The organism is Timonella senegalensis JC301 (assembly GCF_000312125.1).
Classification (GTDB): Bacteria; Actinomycetota; Actinomycetes; order Actinomycetales; family Cellulomonadaceae; genus Timonella; species Timonella senegalensis.
In genome coordinates this window covers 75,526-94,820 of sequence record NZ_HE978641.1, presented here as the reverse complement: position 1 = coordinate 94,820, position 19,295 = coordinate 75,526, and the positions used below count along the sequence as shown (strand labels likewise).

At 57.7% G+C, this 19,295-nt stretch carries 27 protein-coding genes; all 27 read left to right on the top strand.

The window, feature by feature from the left end; all coding sequences use genetic code 11:
• Positions 1-80: 80 nt before the first annotated feature.
• The 27 genes from fusA to map all read left to right on the top strand — a co-directional run bounded on the left by fusA (position 81) and on the right by map (position 18,110).
• Positions 81-2,183 carry an elongation factor G gene (gene fusA, locus HGSM_RS00465; RefSeq protein WP_019146776.1) on the top strand — a complete coding sequence of 701 codons (2,103 nt, stop codon included), beginning with the start codon at positions 81-83 and terminating at the stop codon, positions 2,181-2,183.
• 131 nt (positions 2,184-2,314) lie between these two features.
• Positions 2,315-3,505: an elongation factor Tu gene (tuf, locus tag HGSM_RS00460; RefSeq protein WP_019146775.1), complete on the top strand. Its 1,191-nt coding sequence runs from the start codon at positions 2,315-2,317 to the stop codon at positions 3,503-3,505.
• 216 nt (positions 3,506-3,721) lie between these two features.
• The gene (locus HGSM_RS00455) at positions 3,722-4,492 is read left to right on the top strand and encodes an SDR family oxidoreductase (RefSeq protein ID WP_019146774.1); all 771 of its coding nucleotides are present in this window, start codon (positions 3,722-3,724) and stop codon (positions 4,490-4,492) included.
• Between the two features lie 725 nt (positions 4,493-5,217).
• Positions 5,218-5,526 (top strand): 30S ribosomal protein S10, encoded by a 309-nt coding sequence (gene rpsJ, locus HGSM_RS00450; RefSeq protein WP_019146773.1) that lies wholly within the window; start codon positions 5,218-5,220, stop codon positions 5,524-5,526.
• 17 nt (positions 5,527-5,543) lie between these two features.
• A complete protein-coding gene (gene rplC / locus HGSM_RS00445; protein WP_019146772.1) occupies positions 5,544-6,203 on the top strand; it encodes a 50S ribosomal protein L3 in 660 nt (219 codons plus the stop codon).
• 5 nt (positions 6,204-6,208) lie between these two features.
• The gene (rplD, locus tag HGSM_RS00440) at positions 6,209-6,895 is read left to right on the top strand and encodes a 50S ribosomal protein L4 (protein ID WP_019146771.1); all 687 of its coding nucleotides are present in this window, start codon (positions 6,209-6,211) and stop codon (positions 6,893-6,895) included.
• Positions 6,892-7,197, top strand: a complete 306-nt coding sequence (rplW, locus tag HGSM_RS00435; protein ID WP_019146770.1) for a 50S ribosomal protein L23 — start codon at positions 6,892-6,894, stop codon at positions 7,195-7,197. Before rplD ends, rplW begins: the two co-directional genes overlap by 4 nt.
• A gap of 32 nt (positions 7,198-7,229) precedes the next feature.
• Complete coding sequence (gene rplB, locus HGSM_RS00430; protein WP_019146769.1) at positions 7,230-8,066, top strand: 50S ribosomal protein L2; 837 nt, start codon at positions 7,230-7,232, stop codon at positions 8,064-8,066.
• Positions 8,067-8,081: 15 nt separating this feature from the next.
• Positions 8,082-8,363, top strand: coding sequence for a 30S ribosomal protein S19 (gene rpsS, locus HGSM_RS00425; protein ID WP_019146768.1), 282 nt, complete (start codon positions 8,082-8,084; stop codon positions 8,361-8,363).
• Positions 8,364-8,423: 60 nt separating this feature from the next.
• Positions 8,424-8,792, top strand: a complete 369-nt coding sequence (gene rplV / locus HGSM_RS00420; protein ID WP_019146767.1) for a 50S ribosomal protein L22 — start codon at positions 8,424-8,426, stop codon at positions 8,790-8,792.
• Complete coding sequence (gene rpsC / locus HGSM_RS00415; protein ID WP_019146766.1) at positions 8,792-9,598, top strand: 30S ribosomal protein S3; 807 nt, start codon at positions 8,792-8,794, stop codon at positions 9,596-9,598. The genes rplV and rpsC overlap by 1 nt, the downstream gene beginning before the upstream one ends.
• A gap of 5 nt (positions 9,599-9,603) precedes the next feature.
• The gene (rplP, locus tag HGSM_RS00410; protein WP_019146765.1) at positions 9,604-10,023 is read left to right on the top strand and encodes a 50S ribosomal protein L16; all 420 of its coding nucleotides are present in this window, start codon (positions 9,604-9,606) and stop codon (positions 10,021-10,023) included.
• A complete protein-coding gene (gene rpmC, locus HGSM_RS00405) occupies positions 10,023-10,262 on the top strand; it encodes a 50S ribosomal protein L29 (RefSeq protein WP_019146764.1) in 240 nt (79 codons plus the stop codon). Before rplP ends, rpmC begins: the two co-directional genes overlap by 1 nt.
• A 7-nt stretch (positions 10,263-10,269) precedes the next feature.
• Positions 10,270-10,542 (top strand): 30S ribosomal protein S17, encoded by a 273-nt coding sequence (gene rpsQ, locus HGSM_RS00400; RefSeq protein ID WP_019146763.1) that lies wholly within the window; start codon positions 10,270-10,272, stop codon positions 10,540-10,542.
• Positions 10,543-10,679: 137 nt separating this feature from the next.
• Positions 10,680-11,048 carry a 50S ribosomal protein L14 gene (gene rplN / locus HGSM_RS00395; protein ID WP_019146762.1) on the top strand — a complete coding sequence of 123 codons (369 nt, stop codon included), beginning with the start codon at positions 10,680-10,682 and terminating at the stop codon, positions 11,046-11,048.
• A gap of 1 nt (position 11,049) precedes the next feature.
• Complete coding sequence (gene rplX / locus HGSM_RS00390) at positions 11,050-11,400, top strand: 50S ribosomal protein L24 (RefSeq protein WP_019146761.1); 351 nt, start codon at positions 11,050-11,052, stop codon at positions 11,398-11,400.
• Positions 11,400-11,948: a 50S ribosomal protein L5 gene (gene rplE, locus HGSM_RS00385; protein ID WP_019146760.1), complete on the top strand. Its 549-nt coding sequence runs from the start codon at positions 11,400-11,402 to the stop codon at positions 11,946-11,948. Before rplX ends, rplE begins: the two co-directional genes overlap by 1 nt.
• Position 11,949: 1 nt before the next feature.
• Positions 11,950-12,135 (top strand): type Z 30S ribosomal protein S14, encoded by a 186-nt coding sequence (locus HGSM_RS00380; protein ID WP_019146759.1) that lies wholly within the window; start codon positions 11,950-11,952, stop codon positions 12,133-12,135.
• 75 nt (positions 12,136-12,210) lie between these two features.
• Positions 12,211-12,609, top strand: a complete 399-nt coding sequence (rpsH, locus tag HGSM_RS00375; protein ID WP_040594199.1) for a 30S ribosomal protein S8 — start codon at positions 12,211-12,213, stop codon at positions 12,607-12,609.
• 21 nt (positions 12,610-12,630) lie between these two features.
• A complete protein-coding gene (gene rplF / locus HGSM_RS00370; RefSeq protein WP_019146757.1) occupies positions 12,631-13,170 on the top strand; it encodes a 50S ribosomal protein L6 in 540 nt (179 codons plus the stop codon).
• A 3-nt stretch (positions 13,171-13,173) separates the two neighbouring features.
• Positions 13,174-13,545 carry a 50S ribosomal protein L18 gene (rplR, locus tag HGSM_RS00365; RefSeq protein ID WP_019146756.1) on the top strand — a complete coding sequence of 124 codons (372 nt, stop codon included), beginning with the start codon at positions 13,174-13,176 and terminating at the stop codon, positions 13,543-13,545.
• Between the two features lie 34 nt (positions 13,546-13,579).
• Positions 13,580-14,233: a 30S ribosomal protein S5 gene (gene rpsE, locus HGSM_RS00360; protein ID WP_019146755.1), complete on the top strand. Its 654-nt coding sequence runs from the start codon at positions 13,580-13,582 to the stop codon at positions 14,231-14,233.
• On the top strand, positions 14,233-14,415 hold the full coding sequence (gene rpmD, locus HGSM_RS00355) for a 50S ribosomal protein L30 (protein WP_019146754.1): 183 nt from the start codon (positions 14,233-14,235) through the stop codon (positions 14,413-14,415). Before rpsE ends, rpmD begins: the two co-directional genes overlap by 1 nt.
• A gap of 2 nt (positions 14,416-14,417) precedes the next feature.
• A complete protein-coding gene (gene rplO / locus HGSM_RS00350; RefSeq protein ID WP_019146753.1) occupies positions 14,418-15,035 on the top strand; it encodes a 50S ribosomal protein L15 in 618 nt (205 codons plus the stop codon).
• A 325-nt stretch (positions 15,036-15,360) separates the two neighbouring features.
• The gene (gene secY, locus HGSM_RS00345; protein ID WP_019146752.1) at positions 15,361-16,650 is read left to right on the top strand and encodes a preprotein translocase subunit SecY; all 1,290 of its coding nucleotides are present in this window, start codon (positions 15,361-15,363) and stop codon (positions 16,648-16,650) included.
• A complete protein-coding gene (locus HGSM_RS00340) occupies positions 16,647-17,237 on the top strand; it encodes an adenylate kinase (RefSeq protein ID WP_019146751.1) in 591 nt (196 codons plus the stop codon). Before secY ends, HGSM_RS00340 begins: the two co-directional genes overlap by 4 nt.
• A gap of 36 nt (positions 17,238-17,273) precedes the next feature.
• Complete coding sequence (gene map / locus HGSM_RS00335; protein WP_019146750.1) at positions 17,274-18,110, top strand: type I methionyl aminopeptidase; 837 nt, start codon at positions 17,274-17,276, stop codon at positions 18,108-18,110.
• The last annotated feature ends 1,185 nt before the right edge of the window (positions 18,111-19,295 follow it).

Sequence of the window (19,295 nt, the reverse complement as noted above, 5' to 3'; positions counted from 1 at the left end):
GCTTCGCATGAGCGAAGCACCCAGTATTCCCTCGGCAGTGAACAACTCGCGTTGTTCCTACCACTTTGAAGAGGTAACTCGTGGCACTTGACGTGCAAACCGACCTGAACAAGGTCCGTAACATCGGCATCATGGCTCACATCGATGCTGGAAAGACCACCACGACTGAGCGCATCCTGTTCTACACGGGTGTGAACTACAAGCTTGGTGAGACCCACGACGGCGCATCGACGATGGACTGGATGGAGCAGGAGCAGGAGCGCGGTATCACCATTACCTCCGCTGCTACCACTTGCTACTGGCACGAAAACCAGATCAACATCATCGACACCCCTGGCCACGTCGACTTCACCGTTGAGGTAGAGCGTTCGCTCCGCGTCCTCGACGGTGCAGTAGCTGTGTTCGACGGTAAGGAAGGTGTTGAACCACAGTCCGAGACCGTTTGGCGTCAGGCAGACAAGTACAACGTTCCACGTATTTGCTTTGTCAACAAGATGGACAAGCTCGGTGCTGACTTCTACTTCACCGTGAAGACGATTGTGGACCGCCTCAAGGCGAAGCCACTCGTTATCCAGCTCCCAATCGGTGCTGAGAACGACTTCATCGGTATGGTCGACATCATCGAAGAGAAGGCATATGTCTGGCACGGCGAGACCGCGCTTGGCGAGGCTTACGACGTCGAAGAGATCCCAGCTGACCTTGTTGAGAAGACCGCAGAGTACCGCGCTCAGCTCATCGAGGACATCGCCGAGACCGACGACGCTCTTATGGAGAAGTACCTTGGCGGCGAGGAAATCTCCATCGCCGAGATCAAGGCCGGTATCCGTAAGCTCGTTATTGCTGGTGAGGCATTCCCTGTTCTTTGTGGCTCCGCCTTCAAGAACAAGGGTGTCCAGCCAATGCTCGACGCCGTGATCGACTACCTCCCATCGCCACTCGACGTGCCTGCTGTTGAAGGCCGCGCAGTCAACGACGAAGAGAAGGTCATCACTCGTAGCGCAGACTCGAGTGAGCCGTTCTCGGCACTCGCATTCAAGGTTGCAGCTCACCCATTCTTCGGTAAGCTCACCTACGTTCGCGTGTACTCGGGCAAGGTTGCTTCCGGTGCCCAGATTGTTAACGCGACGAAGGGCAAGAAGGAGCGCGTAGGCAAGCTCTTCCAGATGCACTCCAACAAGGAAAACCCTGTTGAAGAGGCAACTGCAGGCCACATCTACGCCTTCATCGGTCTGAAGGACACGACCACGGGTGACACCCTCTGCGACCCGCAGAACCAGGTAATCCTCGAGTCGATGACCTTCCCTGAGCCAGTCATCGACGTGGCCATCGAGCCAAAAACCAAGGCTGACCAGGAAAAGCTCTCGACCGCTATTCAGAAGCTTGCTGAGGAAGACCCAACCTTCCGCGTGAAGCTCGACGAAGAGACCGGCCAGACCGTCATCGGTGGTATGGGTGAACTTCACCTCGATATCCTCGTTGACCGTATGCGCCGCGAGTTCAAGGTTGAGGCAAACGTTGGTAAGCCACAGGTTGCCTACCGCGAGACCATCCGTCGCACGGCAGAGAAGATCGACTACACCCACAAGAAGCAGACTGGTGGATCCGGTCAGTTCGCAAAGGTGCAGGTAACCTTCGAGCCACTCGACACCTCCGAAGGCGAGCTCTACGAGTTCTCCAACGAGGTCACCGGTGGCCGCATCCCACGCGAGTACATCCCATCCGTTGACGCCGGTATCCAGGCAGCAATGGAGCAGGGTATCCTCGCTGGCTTCCCACTCGTCGGTGTGAAGGCTCGTCTCCTTGACGGCGCCTACCACGACGTTGACTCGTCAGAAATGGCGTTCAAGATTGCCGGTACGATGGTCCTCCGCGAGGGTGCCAAGCGTGCCGACCCGGTACTTCTCGAGCCAGTCATGGCCGTCGAGGTGCGTACTCCTGAGGAGTACATGGGTGACGTTATCGGTGACATCAACTCACGCCGTGGAATGATCCAATCCATGGAAGATGCAACCGGTGTTAAGGTCGTCCGCGCACAGGTACCATTGTCAGAGATGTTCGGGTACATCGGTGACCTGCGGTCGAAGACCCAGGGTCGTGCAGTGTACTCGATGTCGTTCGATAGCTACGCCGAGGTACCTCGCGCAGTTGCCGAAGAGATCATCAAGAAGACCCGGGGCGAGTAAGTTCCCCACAGGTCGTACTGTAAAATAACAACACATCAACCTGTAGCGACAGCCGCCCCGTATGTGCCTCGTTCACTCGAGCGAGGCACATGCAAGATCGGCAAAACTACCCAAGTCCCAGGAGGACCCCAGTGGCGAAGGCCATTTTCGAGCGTACCAAGCCGCACGTAAACATCGGTACCATCGGTCACGTTGACCACGGTAAGACCACTCTTACCGCTGCAATCTCTAAGGTACTGGCTGAGAAGTACCCAGACGTTAACACCGCGTTCAAGTACGACGAGGTTGACAAGGCGCCAGAAGAGAAGCAGCGCGGAATCACCATCAACATCTCGCACATCGAGTACGAGACCGACAAGCGCCACTACGCGCACGTTGATGCTCCAGGTCACGCTGACTACATCAAGAACATGATCACCGGTGCTGCACAGATGGACGGCGCTATCCTCGTCGTTGCTGCAACCGACGGTCCAATGGCACAGACCCGCGAGCACGTTCTTCTTGCTCGCCAGGTTGGTGTTCCTTACCTCCTCGTTGCACTCAACAAGTGCGACATGGTCGACGACGAGGAAATCCTCGAGCTCGTCGAGATGGAGGTTCGTGAACTTCTTTCGAGCCAGGGCTTCGATGGCGACAACGCTCCTGTTGTCCGCGTTTCGGGCTACCAGGCACTCGAGGGCGACCAGAAGTGGATGGACTCTGTTGCAGAGCTCATGGACGCTGTGGACAACAACATCCCAGACCCAGTTCGTGACCTTGACAAGCCATTCCTCATGCCAATTGAGGACGTCTTCACCATCACCGGTCGTGGAACCGTTGTGACCGGTAAGGTCGACCGTGGTGTTCTCGACGTGAACTCCGAAGTTGAGATCGTCGGTATCCGCCCAGCGCAGAAGACCACCGTTACCGGTATCGAGACCTTCCACAAGCAGATGCAGCAGGCACAGGCTGGCGACAACACCGGTCTGCTCCTCCGCGGCACCAAGCGTGAAGACGTTGAGCGTGGCCAGGTTGTTGTTAAGCCAGGCTCGATCACCCCTCACACCAAGTTCGAGGCTCAGGTCTACATCCTGGCTAAGGACGAGGGTGGACGTCACAACCCGTTCTACTCGAACTACCGTCCACAGTTCTACTTCCGCACCACGGACGTCACCGGCGTTATCACCCTCCCAGAGGGAACCGAAATGGTTATGCCTGGCGACAACACCGAAATGTCGGTTGAGCTCATCCAGCCAATCGCAATGGAAGAGGGCCTCGGCTTCGCTATCCGTGAGGGTGGCCGCACCGTTGGTTCCGGTCGTGTAACCAAGATCATTTCCTGATCTAGTCACACACCTTCCAGCATTTAGCTGACCAAAAGGGCCCCGACTCCGCAAGGAGTCGGGGCCCTTTTGTAGTTTGCCTGCACAAACGCACGCGAGGGGCGCTGGAACCGCGCCAAGATCGTCGATAAGTGGGTCCAAAGTAGGGGAGGCGGTCCCATATTGCGGGGCTAAACTGTAGTGAGGAAAGTAAAACTACAGAAAAAGGAAAGAATGATGCGTACTTACGTAATCACTGGCGCTGCATCCGGCGTTGGCAAGGCAACCGCGGACATGGTTCGCGCGAACGGCGACAAGGTCATCTCGGTTGACCTGCACGATGCAGATGTCATCGCCGACCTGTCCTCCAAGGAAGGGCGCGAGCACATGGTCGCCGAGGTTGGTCGTCTGACCGACGGCAAGATCGATGTCATCGTTGCCAATGCGGGACTGTCGATCAACGCATCCGTAACTCTTGCCGTGAACTACTTCGGTGCACTCGCAACTCTCGAGGGCCTGCATCCATACCTTGCTGGTTCCGACTCGCCACGTGCAGTCATCACCGCTTCGATGGCGTCCCTCCAGCCGTTCAACCAGGAGATCCTGGACCTTAGCCTCGCAGGTGACGAAGAAGCCGCAATGAAGGTAGCCGAGGCAAACTCCGACCCAGCCGGCTACGTAAACTACCCAACCTCGAAGCGCGCCCTTGTGCGTTGGATGCGTGAGCACGCAATCAGCGAGGAGTGGGCTGGAGCAGGCATTCCACTGAACGCAATTGCACCTGCAATCATCCTCACCCCAATGACCGAGCCAATCTTTGCTGACCCAGTTCAGCGCGAGAACATGCTCTCCAAGGTTCCAATGCCGCTCAACGGTCCAGCTCCAGCTGAGGCTTGCGCATCGGCAATCATGTTCCTGGCTTCCGAGGCGAACACCCACATCTGCGGTCAGGTTCTCTTCACCGACGGCGGGTACGAAGCAAGCACCCGCGGCGCGGGCCAGTGGTGAGCTAACGACAGGTCCGGCGCTCGTGCTGCTATTAGGGCGAGCACATTCAAGCGTGTAGCGGGCTTCGGTCTGCTACGGCACGCTATAGAGGGTCGCAGCCGGTTTTCGGCTGTGGCCCTCTGCTGTTCCGGTGAGTAGTGCGGGGCCTGGAACAACATAGTTGTGTGCTGGAACTGCAGGGCTAGATAGGCCAGTACTGCAGTGCCGGACCTGGCAAGCCGGTGCAGTGGTGCGGTCTAGTGAGCACAGGTCAGGTGTGATTTGGCGCGGAAGAACCCGTTGCGGTCTTGAGAGCATCTCGGGTCCGCTATACTTGGAAAGACGTAACCCCAAGTGCCAGATCGCGTGCATGAACCCCGTGTGATCTTGGTTAAAGTGGTTGGCTTTCTGTTGCCCATCGTGGCACTATTAAGTAGTTGCCTTGTTGCAGGGCGCGATCATTAAAATATCGAACAGTGTGTTTTGCCGAGGCGCCTAAGGTGCCCAATTTCGTGTGAGCTCTCTGTGCGATTTTTCAGATCGACGCCCGCGAACCTAGTTCGGCAAACACAGGCAAGCAGACGTTGTGAAGGAACTTCATCGGCTTGTTGTTCGGTGAGGAACCTTCTCTAGTACAAACGGCCCGCACACAAATGTGTAGCGCCGCGGTGTGCCGCTAAAAGCGACACGCGCGAGTGCGGGGGTCGGACAGCTAGCGGTTCAAGAGAAGAGAGTCAGACGACGCCATGGCGGGACAGAAGATCCGCATCCGGCTCAAGTCCTACGACCACGAGGTAATCGACAGCTCGGCACGCAAGATTGTCGACACGGTTACACGCGCTGGTGCGACGGTCGTGGGCCCGGTGCCGCTGCCAACGGAGAAGAACGTATTTGTCGTTATCCGTTCGCCTCACAAGTACAAGGACAGCCGTGAGCACTTTGAGATGCGCACACACAAGCGGCTTATCGACATCATCGATCCAACGCCAAAGGCAGTAGATTCGCTTATGCGTCTCGACCTGCCTGCGGACGTTAACATCGAGATCAAGCTCTGAGACTGGGGGAGAAAATAATGACTACCCAGCAGAACGAGAAGCCAGTAAAGGCGATTCTCGGTACGAAGCTCGGAATGACCCAGGTTTGGGACGAGGACGGCAAGCTGGTTCCAGTAACTGTTGTTGCAGTTGAGACCAACGTTGTCACCCAGGTCCGCACCGCAGACGTCGATGGCTACGCAGCTGTACAGGTTGCAACCGGCCAGATCGACCCACGCAAGGTGACCAAGCCGCTCAAGGGGCACTTTGAGAAGGCAGGCGTGACCCCACGTCGCCACGTAACCGAGATCCGCACTTCTGATGCATCCGAATACTCGCTCGGTCAGGAACTGACCGTAGACGTATTTGAGGCCGGAGTTAAGGTCGACGTAGTCGGTACCACTCGCGGTAAGGGATTTGCCGGTGTTATGAAGCGTCACGGCTTCCACGGCGCATCCGCTTCCCACGGTGCACACCGTAACCACCGCAAGCCTGGTTCGATCGGTGGAGCTTCGACTCCATCGCGCGTATTCAAGGGCCTGCGTATGGCTGGTCGTATGGGCGGAGACCGCCAGACCACCCAGAACCTGACCGTCCACGCAGTCAACGCTGAGAAGGGCTACGTACTCGTAAAGGGTGCGGTTCCAGGTCCTAAGGGCGGCGTTGTACTCGTGCGTAGCGCAGTTAAGGGAGCGTGAAACAAATGGCAGAGACCCTTACTGTTGCCGTAGTTGACGCAACTGGAAAGAAGACTGGCACGACTGAACTTCCTGGTGAAGTTTTTGACGTGCAGGTAAACGTCCCACTCATCCACCAGGTCGTCGTTGCACAGCGTGCAGCTGCGCGCCAAGGAACCCACGCGACCAAGACTCGCGCGGACGTTCGCGGTGGTGGACGTAAGCCTTACAAGCAAAAGGGAACCGGCCGTGCCCGTCAGGGTTCGACCCGTGCGCCTCAGTTCGCTGGTGGTGGAACCGTACACGGTCCACAGCCACGCGACTACTCGCAGCGCACCCCAAAGAAGATGAAGGCAGCTGCTCTCCGCGGCGCCCTGTCGGACCGCGCACGCGCTAACCGCGTACACGTTATTTCCGGCTTCGGCGTTGAGGGTGTTCCTTCGACCAAGCAGGCGCTCACCGCACTTCGTACGCTCTCCCTGAGCAAGGCCATCTTCGGTGACGTCAAGCATGTTCTCGTGGTCCACGAGCGCGGCGACGATGTAACCATCAAGTCCCTGCGCAACGTTGAGTCGGTTCACCTGATTACGGCTGACCAGCTCAACACCTACGACGTGCTTGTCTCCGATGACGTGGTTTTCACTGAAGGTGCGCTTGCAGCGTTCCTCGGTGGCAACAAGTCGGCCGAGCTCGACAAGGAGACCGCAAAGTGACTCAGGTACAGAAGGACCCACGCGACGTTATCGTTGCGCCAGTCCTCACGGAGAAGGCCTACGTAGGTTTCGAAGAGGGTAAGTACACCTTCCTCGTTGACCCACGTTCGAACAAGACCGAGATCAAGATCGCCATCGAGCGCGCATTCGAGGTCAAGGTTGCATCCGTCAACACCATCAACCGTCAGGGCAAGACCCGTCGGACCCGTTTCGGCATCGGCAAGCGCAAGAACACCAAGCGCGCGATCGTAACTCTCCAAGAGGGCTACCAGATCGACGTGTTCGGTGGAGCAGCTAGCTGAAGCCGTTCGAGAGCAGATTAGGATAGATCCCCATGGGAATCCGTAAGTACAAGCCGACGACGCCGGGCCGCCGCGGTTCGAGCGTAGCCGACTTCGTCGAGATCACGCGCTCGGAGCCGGAGAAGTCCCTCGTTCGTCCACTGACCAAGACTGGTGGACGTAACAACTCCGGACGCATCACTACCCGTCACAAGGGTGGTGGCCACAAGCGCGCTTACCGTGTCATCGACTTCCGTCGTCACGACAAGGACGGCGTACCGGCAAAGGTCGCTCACATTGAGTACGACCCAAACCGTACCGCCCGCATTGCCCTTCTGCACTACGCAGATGGCGAAAAGCGTTACATCATTGCTCCAGAGAAGCTGAAGCAGGGTGACTTTGTGGAGAACGGCCCAAACGCCGACATCAAGCCAGGTAACAACCTGCCTCTCCGCAACATCCCAACCGGTACCGTGATTCACGCAATCGAGCTTCGCCCAGGTGGCGGCGCAAAGATCGCGCGTTCCGCTGGTGTCTCGGTTCAGCTCGTTGCAAAGGATGGCCCATACGCCCAGCTGCGTATGCCATCCGGCGAAATCCGCAACGTTGACGCTCGCTGCCGTGCAACCGTAGGTGAAGTTGGTAACGCAGAGCAGTCCAACATCAACTGGGGTAAGGCCGGCCGTATGCGTTGGAAGGGCGTTCGCCCAACCGTCCGCGGTGTTGCAATGAACCCAATCGACCACCCACACGGTGGTGGTGAGGGTAAGACTTCCGGTGGTCGCCACCCAGTCTCACCTTGGGGTCAGCCGGAAGGCCGTACCCGTCGTCCGAACAAGCCAAGCGACAAGCTTATTGTTCGTCGTCGCCGCACCGGCAAGAAGCGCTGATAGGAGCCTTTAGACATGCCACGTAGCTTGAAGAAGGGTCCTTTCGTTGATGGCCACCTTCAGAAGAAGGTAGATGCCCAGAACGAAGCAGGCACCCAGAACGTAATTAAGACCTGGTCCCGTCGGTCGGTAATCACCCCCGACTTCCTGGGTCACACCTTTGCCGTGCACGACGGTCGCAAGCACACTCCTGTGTTCGTAACCGAGTCCATGGTTGGACACAAGCTCGGTGAGTTTGCACCAACGCGGACATTCCGCGGCCACGTGAAAGACGACAAGAAGGGTCGTCGTCGCTGACCCCCGGGTCAGTTGCGATAACCCCTTCAGGTCATGACGAACCAAGAAGGCAGGACAGCAATGGAAGCCATGGCGAAGGCGCGGTTCATCCGCGTCACGCCCCAGAAGGCCCGTCGCGTCGTGGATCTTATCCGTGGCAAGCAGGCCACTGAGGCCGTTGCAGTACTCAAGTTCGCTCCTCAGGCAGCGAGCGAGCCAGTACTGAAGGTCGTGCAGAGCGCGATCGCAAACGCACGGGTAATCGCCGACCGTGACAACGTAGCTTTTGACGAGAACAACCTCGTCATCAAGACTGCGCTTGTGGACGAGGGACCAACGCTTAAGCGTTTCCGCCCACGTGCCCAGGGTCGTGCAAGCCAGATCCTCAAGCGGACCAGCCACATCACCGTGGTTGTCGCTCCGGTTGACGACAAGGAAGGGGCCCGATAGTGGGACAGAAGATTCGCCCGCACGGGTACCGTCTCGGTATCACCACCGACCACCGGTCGCGTTGGTTTGCCGACAGCACCAAGCCTGGCCAGCGTTACCGTGACTACGTTCGCGAGGACGTAGCAATCCGCAAGCTCATGAGCGAAGGCCTTGAGCGCGCCGGTATCGCAAAGGTCGAAATCGAGCGTACGCGTGACCGCGTTCGCGTCGACATTCACACTGCACGTCCCGGCATCGTTATCGGTCGCCGTGGTGCAGAGGCTGACCGCATTCGCGGCGAGCTCGAGAAGCTCACCGGCAAGCAGGTTCAGCTGAACATCCTCGAGGTCAAGAACGCCGAGATCGAGGCGCAGCTCGTTGCTCAGGGTATTGCTGAGCAGCTCGCATCGCGTGTTTCGTTCCGTCGTGCGATGCGCAAGGGCATGCAGTCCGCGCTTCGCGCCGGTGCAAAGGGCATCCGTGTCCAGTGTGCTGGTCGTCTCGGTGGCGCAGAAATGAGCCGTTCCGAGTTCTACCGCGAGGGTCGCGTTCCACTTCACACGCTCCGTGCGAACATCGACTACGGCTTCTACGAAGCTCGTACCACGTTCGGTCGCATCGGTGTAAAGGTGTGGATCTACAAGGGCGACATGACCGAGAAGGAATTCGCGGCACAGCAGGCAACCCAGGCACCTCGTGCCGGTCGCGGCCGTACCGACCGTCCTTCACGCGGTGGCCGTCGTAACAACGACCGTAAGGCAGCTGCTCCAGAAGCAGCAGCACCTGAGGCTGCTCCAGCAGCCGCTGAGACCGGAACGGAGGCCTGAGCGTAATGCTTATCCCGCGCAGGCTCAAGCACCGTAAGCAGCACCACCCTTCGCGCACTGGCGCTTCCAAGGGCGGCAACGAGGTTACTTTTGGTGACTACGGCATCCAGGCACTGACCCCTGCCTACGTCACCAACCGCCAGATTGAAGCTGCACGTATTGCTATGACCCGTCACATCAAGCGTGGCGGTAAGGTCTGGATCAACATCTATCCAGACCGTCCACTGACCAAGAAGCCAGCCGAAACCCGTATGGGTTCCGGTAAGGGTTCTCCTGAATGGTGGATTGCCAACGTCAAGCCAGGTCGTATCATTTTCGAACTGGCTGGAGTTCCAGAGCCACTTGCACGCGAGGCAATGCGCCGCGCGATGCACAAGCTCCCAATGAAGTGCCGTTTCGTGGTACGCGAAGGAGGTGCTAACTGATGGCTGTAGGAACTAAGGGTCTAGAAGCCAAGGAGTTGGACCTGCTCGACGACGCAGCTCTTGTTGCTGAAGTTGAGAAGGCAAAGAAGGAACTCTTCAACCTGCGTTTCCAGGCTGCCTCTGGTCAGCTCGAGACGCACGGACGACTCAAGGCCGTTCGTCGCGACATCGCAAGGATCTACACGATCCTTCGTGAGCGTGAGCTCGGCATTCGTACTGCACCAAGCGTTAGCGAGTGAGGCTTAAATGAGCGAGAAACTAATCGCGGAACGCCCTCAGCGCAAGACGCGTCGTGGGTACGTTGTGAGCGACAAGATGGACAAGACCATCGTTGTCGAGGTCGAGGATCGCGTAAAGCACCCGCTTTACGGTAAGGTTATGCGTAGGACTAGCAAGGTCAAGGCTCACGATGAGCTGAACACTGCTGGAGCCGGCGACCTCGTCCTCATCATGGAGACCCGCCCGCTGTCCGCTACTAAGCGGTGGCGCCTGGTGGAGATCCTCGAGAAGGCCAAGTAACTTGTTTCGTCCCTAGGGGCGGATCGAATATTCGGTCCGCCCCATAGGGGTGTCTTAAAGTTGCTTTGGTTGAAAAATATCCGTTCGGCAAGGCTCGTTAACAGACGAGAACCAGCTCGACGACAGGAGTTCATTACATGATCCAGCAGGAGTCGCGACTTCGCGTTGCTGACAACACCGGTGCAAAGGAAATCCTCTGCATCCGTGTTCTCGGTGGCTCGGGCCGTCGCTACGCCGGAATCGGCGACACCATTGTCGCAACCGTCAAGGATGCAATCCCTGGCGGGAACGTTAAGAAGGGCGATGTGGTTAAGGCCGTTATCGTCCGCACAGCCAAGGAACGTCGTCGTCCAGACGGTTCCTACATCAAGTTCGATGAGAACGCAGCTGTGATTCTCAAGAACGATGGTGAGCCTCGTGGAACCCGCATCTTCGGCCCAGTCGGCCGCGAGCTGCGTGACAAGCGTTTCATGAAGATCATCTCGCTTGCTCCGGAGGTGATCTGACATGGCGAACATCAAAAAGGGTGACATGGTAGTTGTCATCGCTGGTAAGAACAAGGGTGAAAAGGGACGCGTACTTGAGGTTCTCAAGGACCGCGACCGTGTCATCGTTGAGGGCATCGGCCGTGTGACCAAGCACGTTAAGCCTGGTCAGACCGCGCGCGGTACCCGTACCGGCGGCATCGAGACTGTCGAAGCCCCAATTCACATTTCGAACGTGCAGTTCTACGATGCAGAGGCTAAGCGCGGCAAGCGTCTTGGTGCTCGCCTCGAAGAGGTCGAGCGCGATGGCCGTACCCGTGTTGCACGCGTTCGCGTAGCCCGCGGTCACGGCGAGGCAGAGAGGGACGTCTGATGACTCAGCCACGCCTTAAGGCACGCTACAACGAAGAAATTCGTACTGCTCTCCTCGAAGAGTTCAAGCACCAGAACGTCAACCAGGTTGGTGGCCTCGTAAAGGTCGTCGTCAACATGGGTGTCGGTGACGCTGCTAAGGACTCGAAGCTCATCGAAGGCGCAATCCGCGACCTGACTCTGATCACCGGTCAGAAGCCACAGGTAACGAAGGCACGCAAGTCGATCGCACAGTTCAAGCTCCGCGAGGGAATGCCAATTGGTGCCCACGTTACGCTCCGTGGCGACCGCATGTGGGAGTTCCTCGACCGACTGACGTCGATCGCTCTCCCACGTATCCGTGACTTCCGTGGTCTCTCCCCGAAGCAGTTCGACGGCAACGGAAACTACACGTTCGGTCTGACCGAGCAATCGATGTTCCACGAGATCGACCCAGACTCGATCGACCGCCAGCGCGGCATGGACATCACTGTTGTGACCACCGCAAAGACCGATGACGAGGGCCGCGCGCTTCTCAAGCACATCGGCTTCCCTTTCAAGGAGAACTGATATGGCGAAGAAGGCCCTTATCAACAAGGCAGCCGCAAAGCCTAAGTTCGCGGTTCGCGCCTACACCCGGTGCCAGAAGTGCGGTCGTCCGCACTCTGTGTACCGCAAGTTCGGACTCTGCCGTGTATGCCTTCGCGAGATGGCACACCGCGGTGAGCTTCCCGGCGTCACGAAGAGCAGCTGGTAACAACTACGTCGTAGGTCCAGCGGGAGCTTAACAGCAAACTAACTGGATACCCCGACGAGGAAGGGCAAGAGCCCAATGACAATGACCGACCCGATCGCAGATATGCTCACGCGTCTGCGTAACGCGAACTCGGCTTACCACGAGACGGTAACCATGCCGTCTTCGAAGCTGAAGTCGAACATTGCAGACATTCTGAAGGCCGAGGGTTACATCAAGGGATGGACCGTCGAGGACGCCCCTGTTGGCAAGAACCTCGTACTCGAGCTCAAGTTTGGCCCAAACCGCGAACGCGCCCTCGCTGGCGTAACCCGCGTGTCCAAGCCAGGTCTGCGTGTATATGCAAAGTCCACTAACCTGCCAAAGGTTCGCGGCGGCCTCGGAGTGGCAATTTTGTCCACCTCCTCAGGTCTTCTGACCGGCAAGCAGGCAGCACAGAAGGGCGTGGGTGGGGAAGTCCTCGCCTACGTCTGGTAATCGGAAAGGATAGAGATACAAATGTCACGTATCGGTAAGCTTCCTATTCCGGTCCCGGCTGGTGTGGATGTAACGATTAGCGGTGCACTCGTAACGATCAAGGGTGCCAAGGGCACGCTTGAGCACGTTGTGCCTGCTCCAATTGAGGTCGCTCGCGAGGAAGATGGCTCCATCGTCGTCTCCCGTCCGAACGACGAACGCGAGTCCCGTGCACTGCACGGCCTGACCCGCACGCTGCTCTCCAACATCGTCATCGGTGTTACCCAGGGCTATGAGAAGAAGCTTGAAATCGTAGGTACCGGTTACCGTGTTGCCGCGAAGGGTTCGGACCTCGAGTTCGCTCTTGGTTTCTCCCACCCAGTGATCATCTCCGCACCTGAAGGCATCACCTTCGCTGTTGAGGGCCCAACCAAGTTCTCGGTTTCGGGCATCGACAAGCAGCAGGTCGGCGAAGTCGCTGCGAACATTCGCAAGATTCGTAAGCCAGAGCCTTACAAGGGTAAGGGTGTCCGCTACGCTGGCGAGATCGTCCGCCGCAAGGCTGGAAAGGCTGGTAAGTAACAAATGGCTAGCAAAGATTTCAGCAAGAGCAAGGCTGTTTCTCGCAAGCGCCGTCACATTCGTCTTCGCAAGAAGATCCGTGGCAACGCTGCGCGTCCACGCCTGGTTGTAACGCGCTCGTCGCGTCACATGGTAGCTCAGGTTATCGACGACACCGTCGGTAAGACTCTGGTATCTGCTTCCACCCTCGAGGCCGATCTTCGTGCCTTCGATGGAGACAAGTCTGCAAAGTCCCGCAAGGTTGGCGAGCTTATCGCTGAGCGCGCGAAGGCAGCAGGCATTGACGCAGTCGTTTTCGACCGCGGTGGAAACCAGTACCACGGCCGAGTGGCTGCAGTTGCAGATGGCGCCCGCGAAGGTGGTCTGTCACTGTGATTACCACTTCCGTTTCGAAGCAAAGGACACTCTGATGGCTGCAGGGCAGCGCAACACTGGCGCACCCACGGGTGGCGCCAACGAGCAGAACGATCGCCGTAATGGCCGCGGACGCGGTGAAGGCGGTCGTCGTGGTGACGCAGCTGAGAAGAGCGCTTTCGTAGAGCGTGTTGTCACCATCAACCGTGTAGCTAAGGTCGTTAAGGGTGGACGTCGTTTCTCCTTCACCGCACTTGTTGTGGTTGGAGACGGCGACGGCACCGTTGGCGTTGGCTACGGTAAGGCGAAGGAAGTTCCTGCGGCTATTGCCAAGGGTGTTGAGGAAGCGAAGAAGAACTTCTTCCGCGTTCCACGCATCCAGGGAACCATCCCTCACCCAATCCAGGGTGAAGCTGCAGCTGGTGTAGTGTTCCTGCGCCCAGCAGCTCCTGGTACCGGTGTTATCGCCGGTGGTCCAGTGCGTGCAGTACTTGAGTGCGCTGGTATCCACGACGTTCTTTCCAAGTCGCTGGGTTCTTCCAACGCGATCAACATCGTTCACGCGACTGTTGCAGCACTGCGTGGACTCGAAGAGCCAGCTGAAGTTGCTGCACGTCGCGGCCTGCCACTGGAAGATGTTGCTCCTGCAGCTCTTCTCCGTGCACAGGTTGCGGGCCTCGCAGCTAAGGCAGCAGAGGTAGGTGCATGATGGCCAATCTCAAGGTAACTCAGGTCAAGTCCGCTATTGGCGGAAAGCAGAACCAGCGAGACACGCTGCGTACTCTCGGTCTCAAGGGCATCGGTTCTTCCGCTGTCAAGGAAGACCGTCCAGAGTTCCGCGGCATGATCGCAACTGTGGCTCACCTTGTCACAGTTGAGGAGGTTGACTGATCATGGCCGAGAAGAAGGCTGAAGAGGTCGTCGAGGCAGTAGCCGAGACCACCGAAAAGAAGGCTCCAGCCAAGAAGGCAGCGGCTAAGAAGCCTGCTACCACCAAGGCTGCAGCAACCAAGGCTCCAGCTAAGAAGGCTGCTGCGAAGAAGGAAGAGGTTCAGGAAGTGACCGCTGGTCCAGCTCTGAAGCTCCACCACCTTCGCCCAGCCCCTGGTGCTAAGACTGCCAAGACCCGTGTTGGTCGTGGTGAAGCATCCAAGGGTAAGACTGCTGGCCGTGGTACCAAGGGTACGAAGGCTCGTTACCAGGTTCCACAGCGCTTTGAAGGTGGCCAGATGCCACTTCACATGCGTTTGCCAAAGCTCCGTGGCTTCAAGAACCCATTCCGCGTTGAGTTCCAGGTTGTAAACCTGGACAAGCTCGGCGAGCTCTACCCACAGGGTGGAACTGTAACGGTTGAGGATCTTGTAGCTAAGGGTGCTGTCCGTAAGGGACAGCCAGTCAAGGTGCTCGGCACCGGAGACGTTTCCGTAAAGCTCGAAGTTGCCGTTAACGCAGTTTCGGGTTCCGCGAAGGAGAAGATCCTCGCGGCGGGCGGCTCGATTTCCGAGAACTGATCCTGACTAGGCGGGGCCGACACCATCAAGGTGTCGGCCCCGCCTTTTCTATTGGTACTGTGCATGGACGGGGATTTCTTTATCTTGGCCTGAACCGATAAAGTAACTTCGTTATTGGTTTGTTGATTGAGTGCGAATTGCCTTGCACAGTACGCACGGCTGCGTAGTGAGTGCGGACTGGCGCTACGCTTGCGCTTTCGCCATCCGACAGATTCATAATTGCCGATCAGAGGTATTGCCTCTCCTCGATAATGCGCTCACGCATCATCGACACAACGCTTATGCCGGGTCCTGCTTCTCGCGGGATGCGGTTCAGGAGGACTAGGTGCTTAGCGGATTCGCTCGGGCGTTCAGAACGCCAGACCTACGACGCAAGTTGCTGTTTACAATCGGGATCATCGTGCTCTACCGCATCGGTTCCCACGTACCAGCTCCCGGTGTTTCGTATAAGAACATCCAGGCGTGTCTTGCTAACAACGAGAGCAACGACCTGCTGGGAATTGTGAACCTGTTTAGTGGTGGCGCACTCCTGCAGCTCTCTATCCTTGCGCTCGGTATCATGCCGTACATTACGGCTAGCATCATTATTCAGCTGCTCCGCGTGGTTATCCCTCACTTCGAGGCTCTGCACAAGGAAGGCCAGACTGGTACCGCGAAGTTGACTCAGTACACTCGTTACCTGACGATTGGCCTCGGCCTCCTGCAGGCGACCACGTACGTAACCATGGCGCGTACGGGCCAGCTCCTGCCAAACTGTGATCCGATTCCGAACGACTCGATCATGACTTCTGTCCTCATCATCCTGACAATGACTGCTGGTACGGGCCTGATCATGTGGCTTGGTGAGCAGATCACCGAGCGCGGCATCGGTAATGGTATGTCGATGCTCATCTTCATCTCGATCATCGCGTCGTTCCCAGGCGCACTGTGGTCGATCGCAAAGGGCAACGGCGGCCTAGGCAAGTTCGTTGTGGTTGTTCTTGTGGCTCTCCTTGTCATCGCCCTGGTCGTGTTCGTCGAGCAGTCGCAGCGCCGAATTCCGGTTCAGTATGCAAAGCGCATGGTTGGTCGTCGGGTCTACGGTGGGTCGACCACGTACATCCCAATCAAGATCAACATGGCCGGTGTTATCCCAGTCATTTTCGCTTCCTCGCTGCTCTCTGTGCCGATGCTGATTGCGCAGTTTGCCAACATTGATGCGGGCTGGGTTCGCTGGGTTCAGGTTCACATCGCTGACCCTTCAGCACCACTGCACCTTGTGCTGTACGTGCTGCTGATTCTCTTCTTCTGCTTCTTCTACACTGCGATTACGTTCAACCCGGACGAGGTCGCGGACAACATGAAGAAGTATGGCGGATTCATTCCGGGTATTCGTGCTGGGCGTCCAACGGCCGATTACCTGAACTTCGTGATCACTCGTATCACGTCCGCCGGTTCGATCTACCTCGCGCTCGTCGCGTTGATCCCGACGGTTGCCTTTATCGCGATGGGTGTTTCAACGAACATTCCATTCGGTGGCACGTCGATCCTCATTATTGTTGGTGTTGGTCTTGAGACGGTCAAGCAGATCGACTCACAACTCCAGCAGCGTCACTACGAAGGGTTGCTCAAGTGAGCGCACGTATTGTTTTGTTGGGCCCTCCAGGGGCAGGTAAGGGAACTCAGGCAGCTCGTCTTGCCGAGACCCTCGGCGTCGAGGCTATCTCCACCGGAGATATCTTCCGCGCGAACATCAAGGGCGAGACCGAACTGGGCAAGCTCGCGCAGGACTACACCTCGCGCGGAGAACTGGTTCCAGACTCGGTCACCAACGCGATGGTGCGCGACAAGCTGGCTTCCAAGATCTCGGGCGACCCATCAGAACTCGGGTTCATCCTTGATGGCTACCCTCGCAACGTCGCCCAGGTTGAAGAACTGGATGCCATCCTTGCGGACCTTGGTGTCTCACTGGACGGTGCTCTCGAGATCACCGCTGACAACGACGTTGTTACGGAGCGCCTGTTGAAGCGCGCTGAGATTGAGGGGCGCGCAGATGACACTGAACCAGTCATCCGTCACCGACTTTCGGTATACGCAGAGCAGACCGCACCAATCTCTGCTGTGTACTCCGAGCGTGGGGCTCTTGTAGAGGTCGATGGCATCGGCGAGGTAGACGAAGTCACCGCACGCCTCGTGGACGCTCTCGAGTCTCTGGAGAAGTGACCACACACTACAGTGTGAAATATTTAGGAGCGGGACATGTTTGGACGCGAACGCGTTGAAATGAAGTCCCTGGATCAGATCCGCTTGATGCGGAAGGCCGGTCTAGTCGTTTCAGAAGCTCTGAGTGAAGTCCGGGATGCTGCGCGTCCCGGACTTTCGCTTTTGGAACTCAATAGCATCGCTGAGGCCGCGATCCGGGATAGGGGAGCGGTTCCGTCGTTCCTCGGGTATGAGGGCTTTCCAGCCTCGATCTGTACGTCCGTCAACGACGAAGTAATTCACGGGATTCCCAGCGCACGTGCCCTAGAGGACGGCGACGTACTGTCAATTGACTGTGGTGCCATCCTTGACGGCTGGCATGGCGACTCTGCGATCACTCTTCTTGTAGGGGAGGCGCATAGCACCGCGGTCCGCGCGCTGGACGCCGCCACTGAGCGTTCCATGTGGGCCGGTCTTGCCGCCGTCGCCTCAGCCAAGTATGTCAACGGCATTGGGCTCGCCATCGAGGGCTCGTTGGAAGACTCCGGTGAGCAGGACGGTGTCGAGTACGGGATCGTCGAGGACTACGTGGGGCATGGCATCGGCACTTCGATGCACCAGCCGCCGGACGTCGTGAACTTTTGGACTAAGGAGAAGGGTCCCAGGGTACGACCAGGTCTGTGCCTCGCCATTGAGCCAATGGTGACTCTGGGTAGTCCCGAAACTACGGTGCTGGATGATGACTGGACGGTAGTCACTGCCGACAGTTCAATCGCCGCCCATTGGGAGCACACTGTCGCGGTGATGGAGTCAGGTATTTGCGTCTTGACGGCCAGTGATGGGGGCCTCGCTGGCCTCGCACCATTTGGGGTTACGCCCGTTTCTCTGGACTGATCGCGGTCTCAACCCCGATACGTGTCTCGGCTCGCGCTCTGATGCGTTTTCTCGTCGTCGTTTGTGCGGAGTAGGAGTACCTCTGCGTGTTTCTCATACCCTGTGGGTGGTTGGAAGAGATCAAGGACGGTTCGCTCAACTGCTGGGGCGCTGCGATGGAACCTGGCTCGGACGGAGACTTCGGTCCAGAACCGTTTAGGAATGAGGAGCAGATCATTGCTCCTCAGCGAACTGGGTGCGGCGTCAGGTACCTATGGGGCCACGTAGTTCTGAGTTGTGATGGCCCCTCGGCAATGACGACGTTGCAGGCCCCCTCTTCTTGTGGCTGTTTTGGTCCTCGATTAGGGCTGCACCAAAGGTTGACATCGTCGTGTCGACTGCCCCGCCGACTCACGCAGCGATGCTGATCGCGCCGCCTGTGGATTTCTTGATAATCACCCATGTGGATGTGCGGCTGTTCCCGCAGGAAGCTGCCGATGCGTCTATTTCACGTGGAGAAAAGATTACCGACGATCTTGGACAGTCACTTGGGCATCCCGCTATGCGGTGGCCCCCACGGATAAGTTCACAGTGCAGTTGATGCTCCGTCTTCGGAACAAGGGACGCGGAGATACCGAACGGATCGGCAATGATGCGTTCAAGATTGCCTTCAAAGTCACGCTAGATGTTGAAGGTGCTCTGCCTCGAAGATGTGACTTCGCGGACATGCTTGACCTCGACATAGTAATAGTCACGGACCTGAGTGCGACACATTCAACACGGCGACTTACTACTCGGGTAAGTGAAGCGCAACTGATCCTGACCGTCTGCACATTCCTGAACCAGAGATTGCCGTGTACGTGGTTACGAAGGACGCGGGTGTTTCCAAGTTCATGCGGTCAACGAGTTCAAGGGCACCAATACTGCAAAGAATGAATGATTAGAAGTCCCTGATAATGCGGTTCCTGATGACGCGTTCCCTGGCTGCGTCAAGCACACTGTTGCCCACTTTGACGCGGGGTTGCCAATGGCTCTAGGACTGGCTTCAACCGGTAACGACCAGTCGCTCGCCTACCTCGCGTCGGCGCCTACCCTCGCTGGTTTGGGGACGCTCCTCGGAGCAAGGAGGAAGCGCGGGGCTCACAGGTTGAACTGACAAGGCGCTAGGAGCCTCCCAAACGCAGGCCACTGGGTTTGATGGGGCCC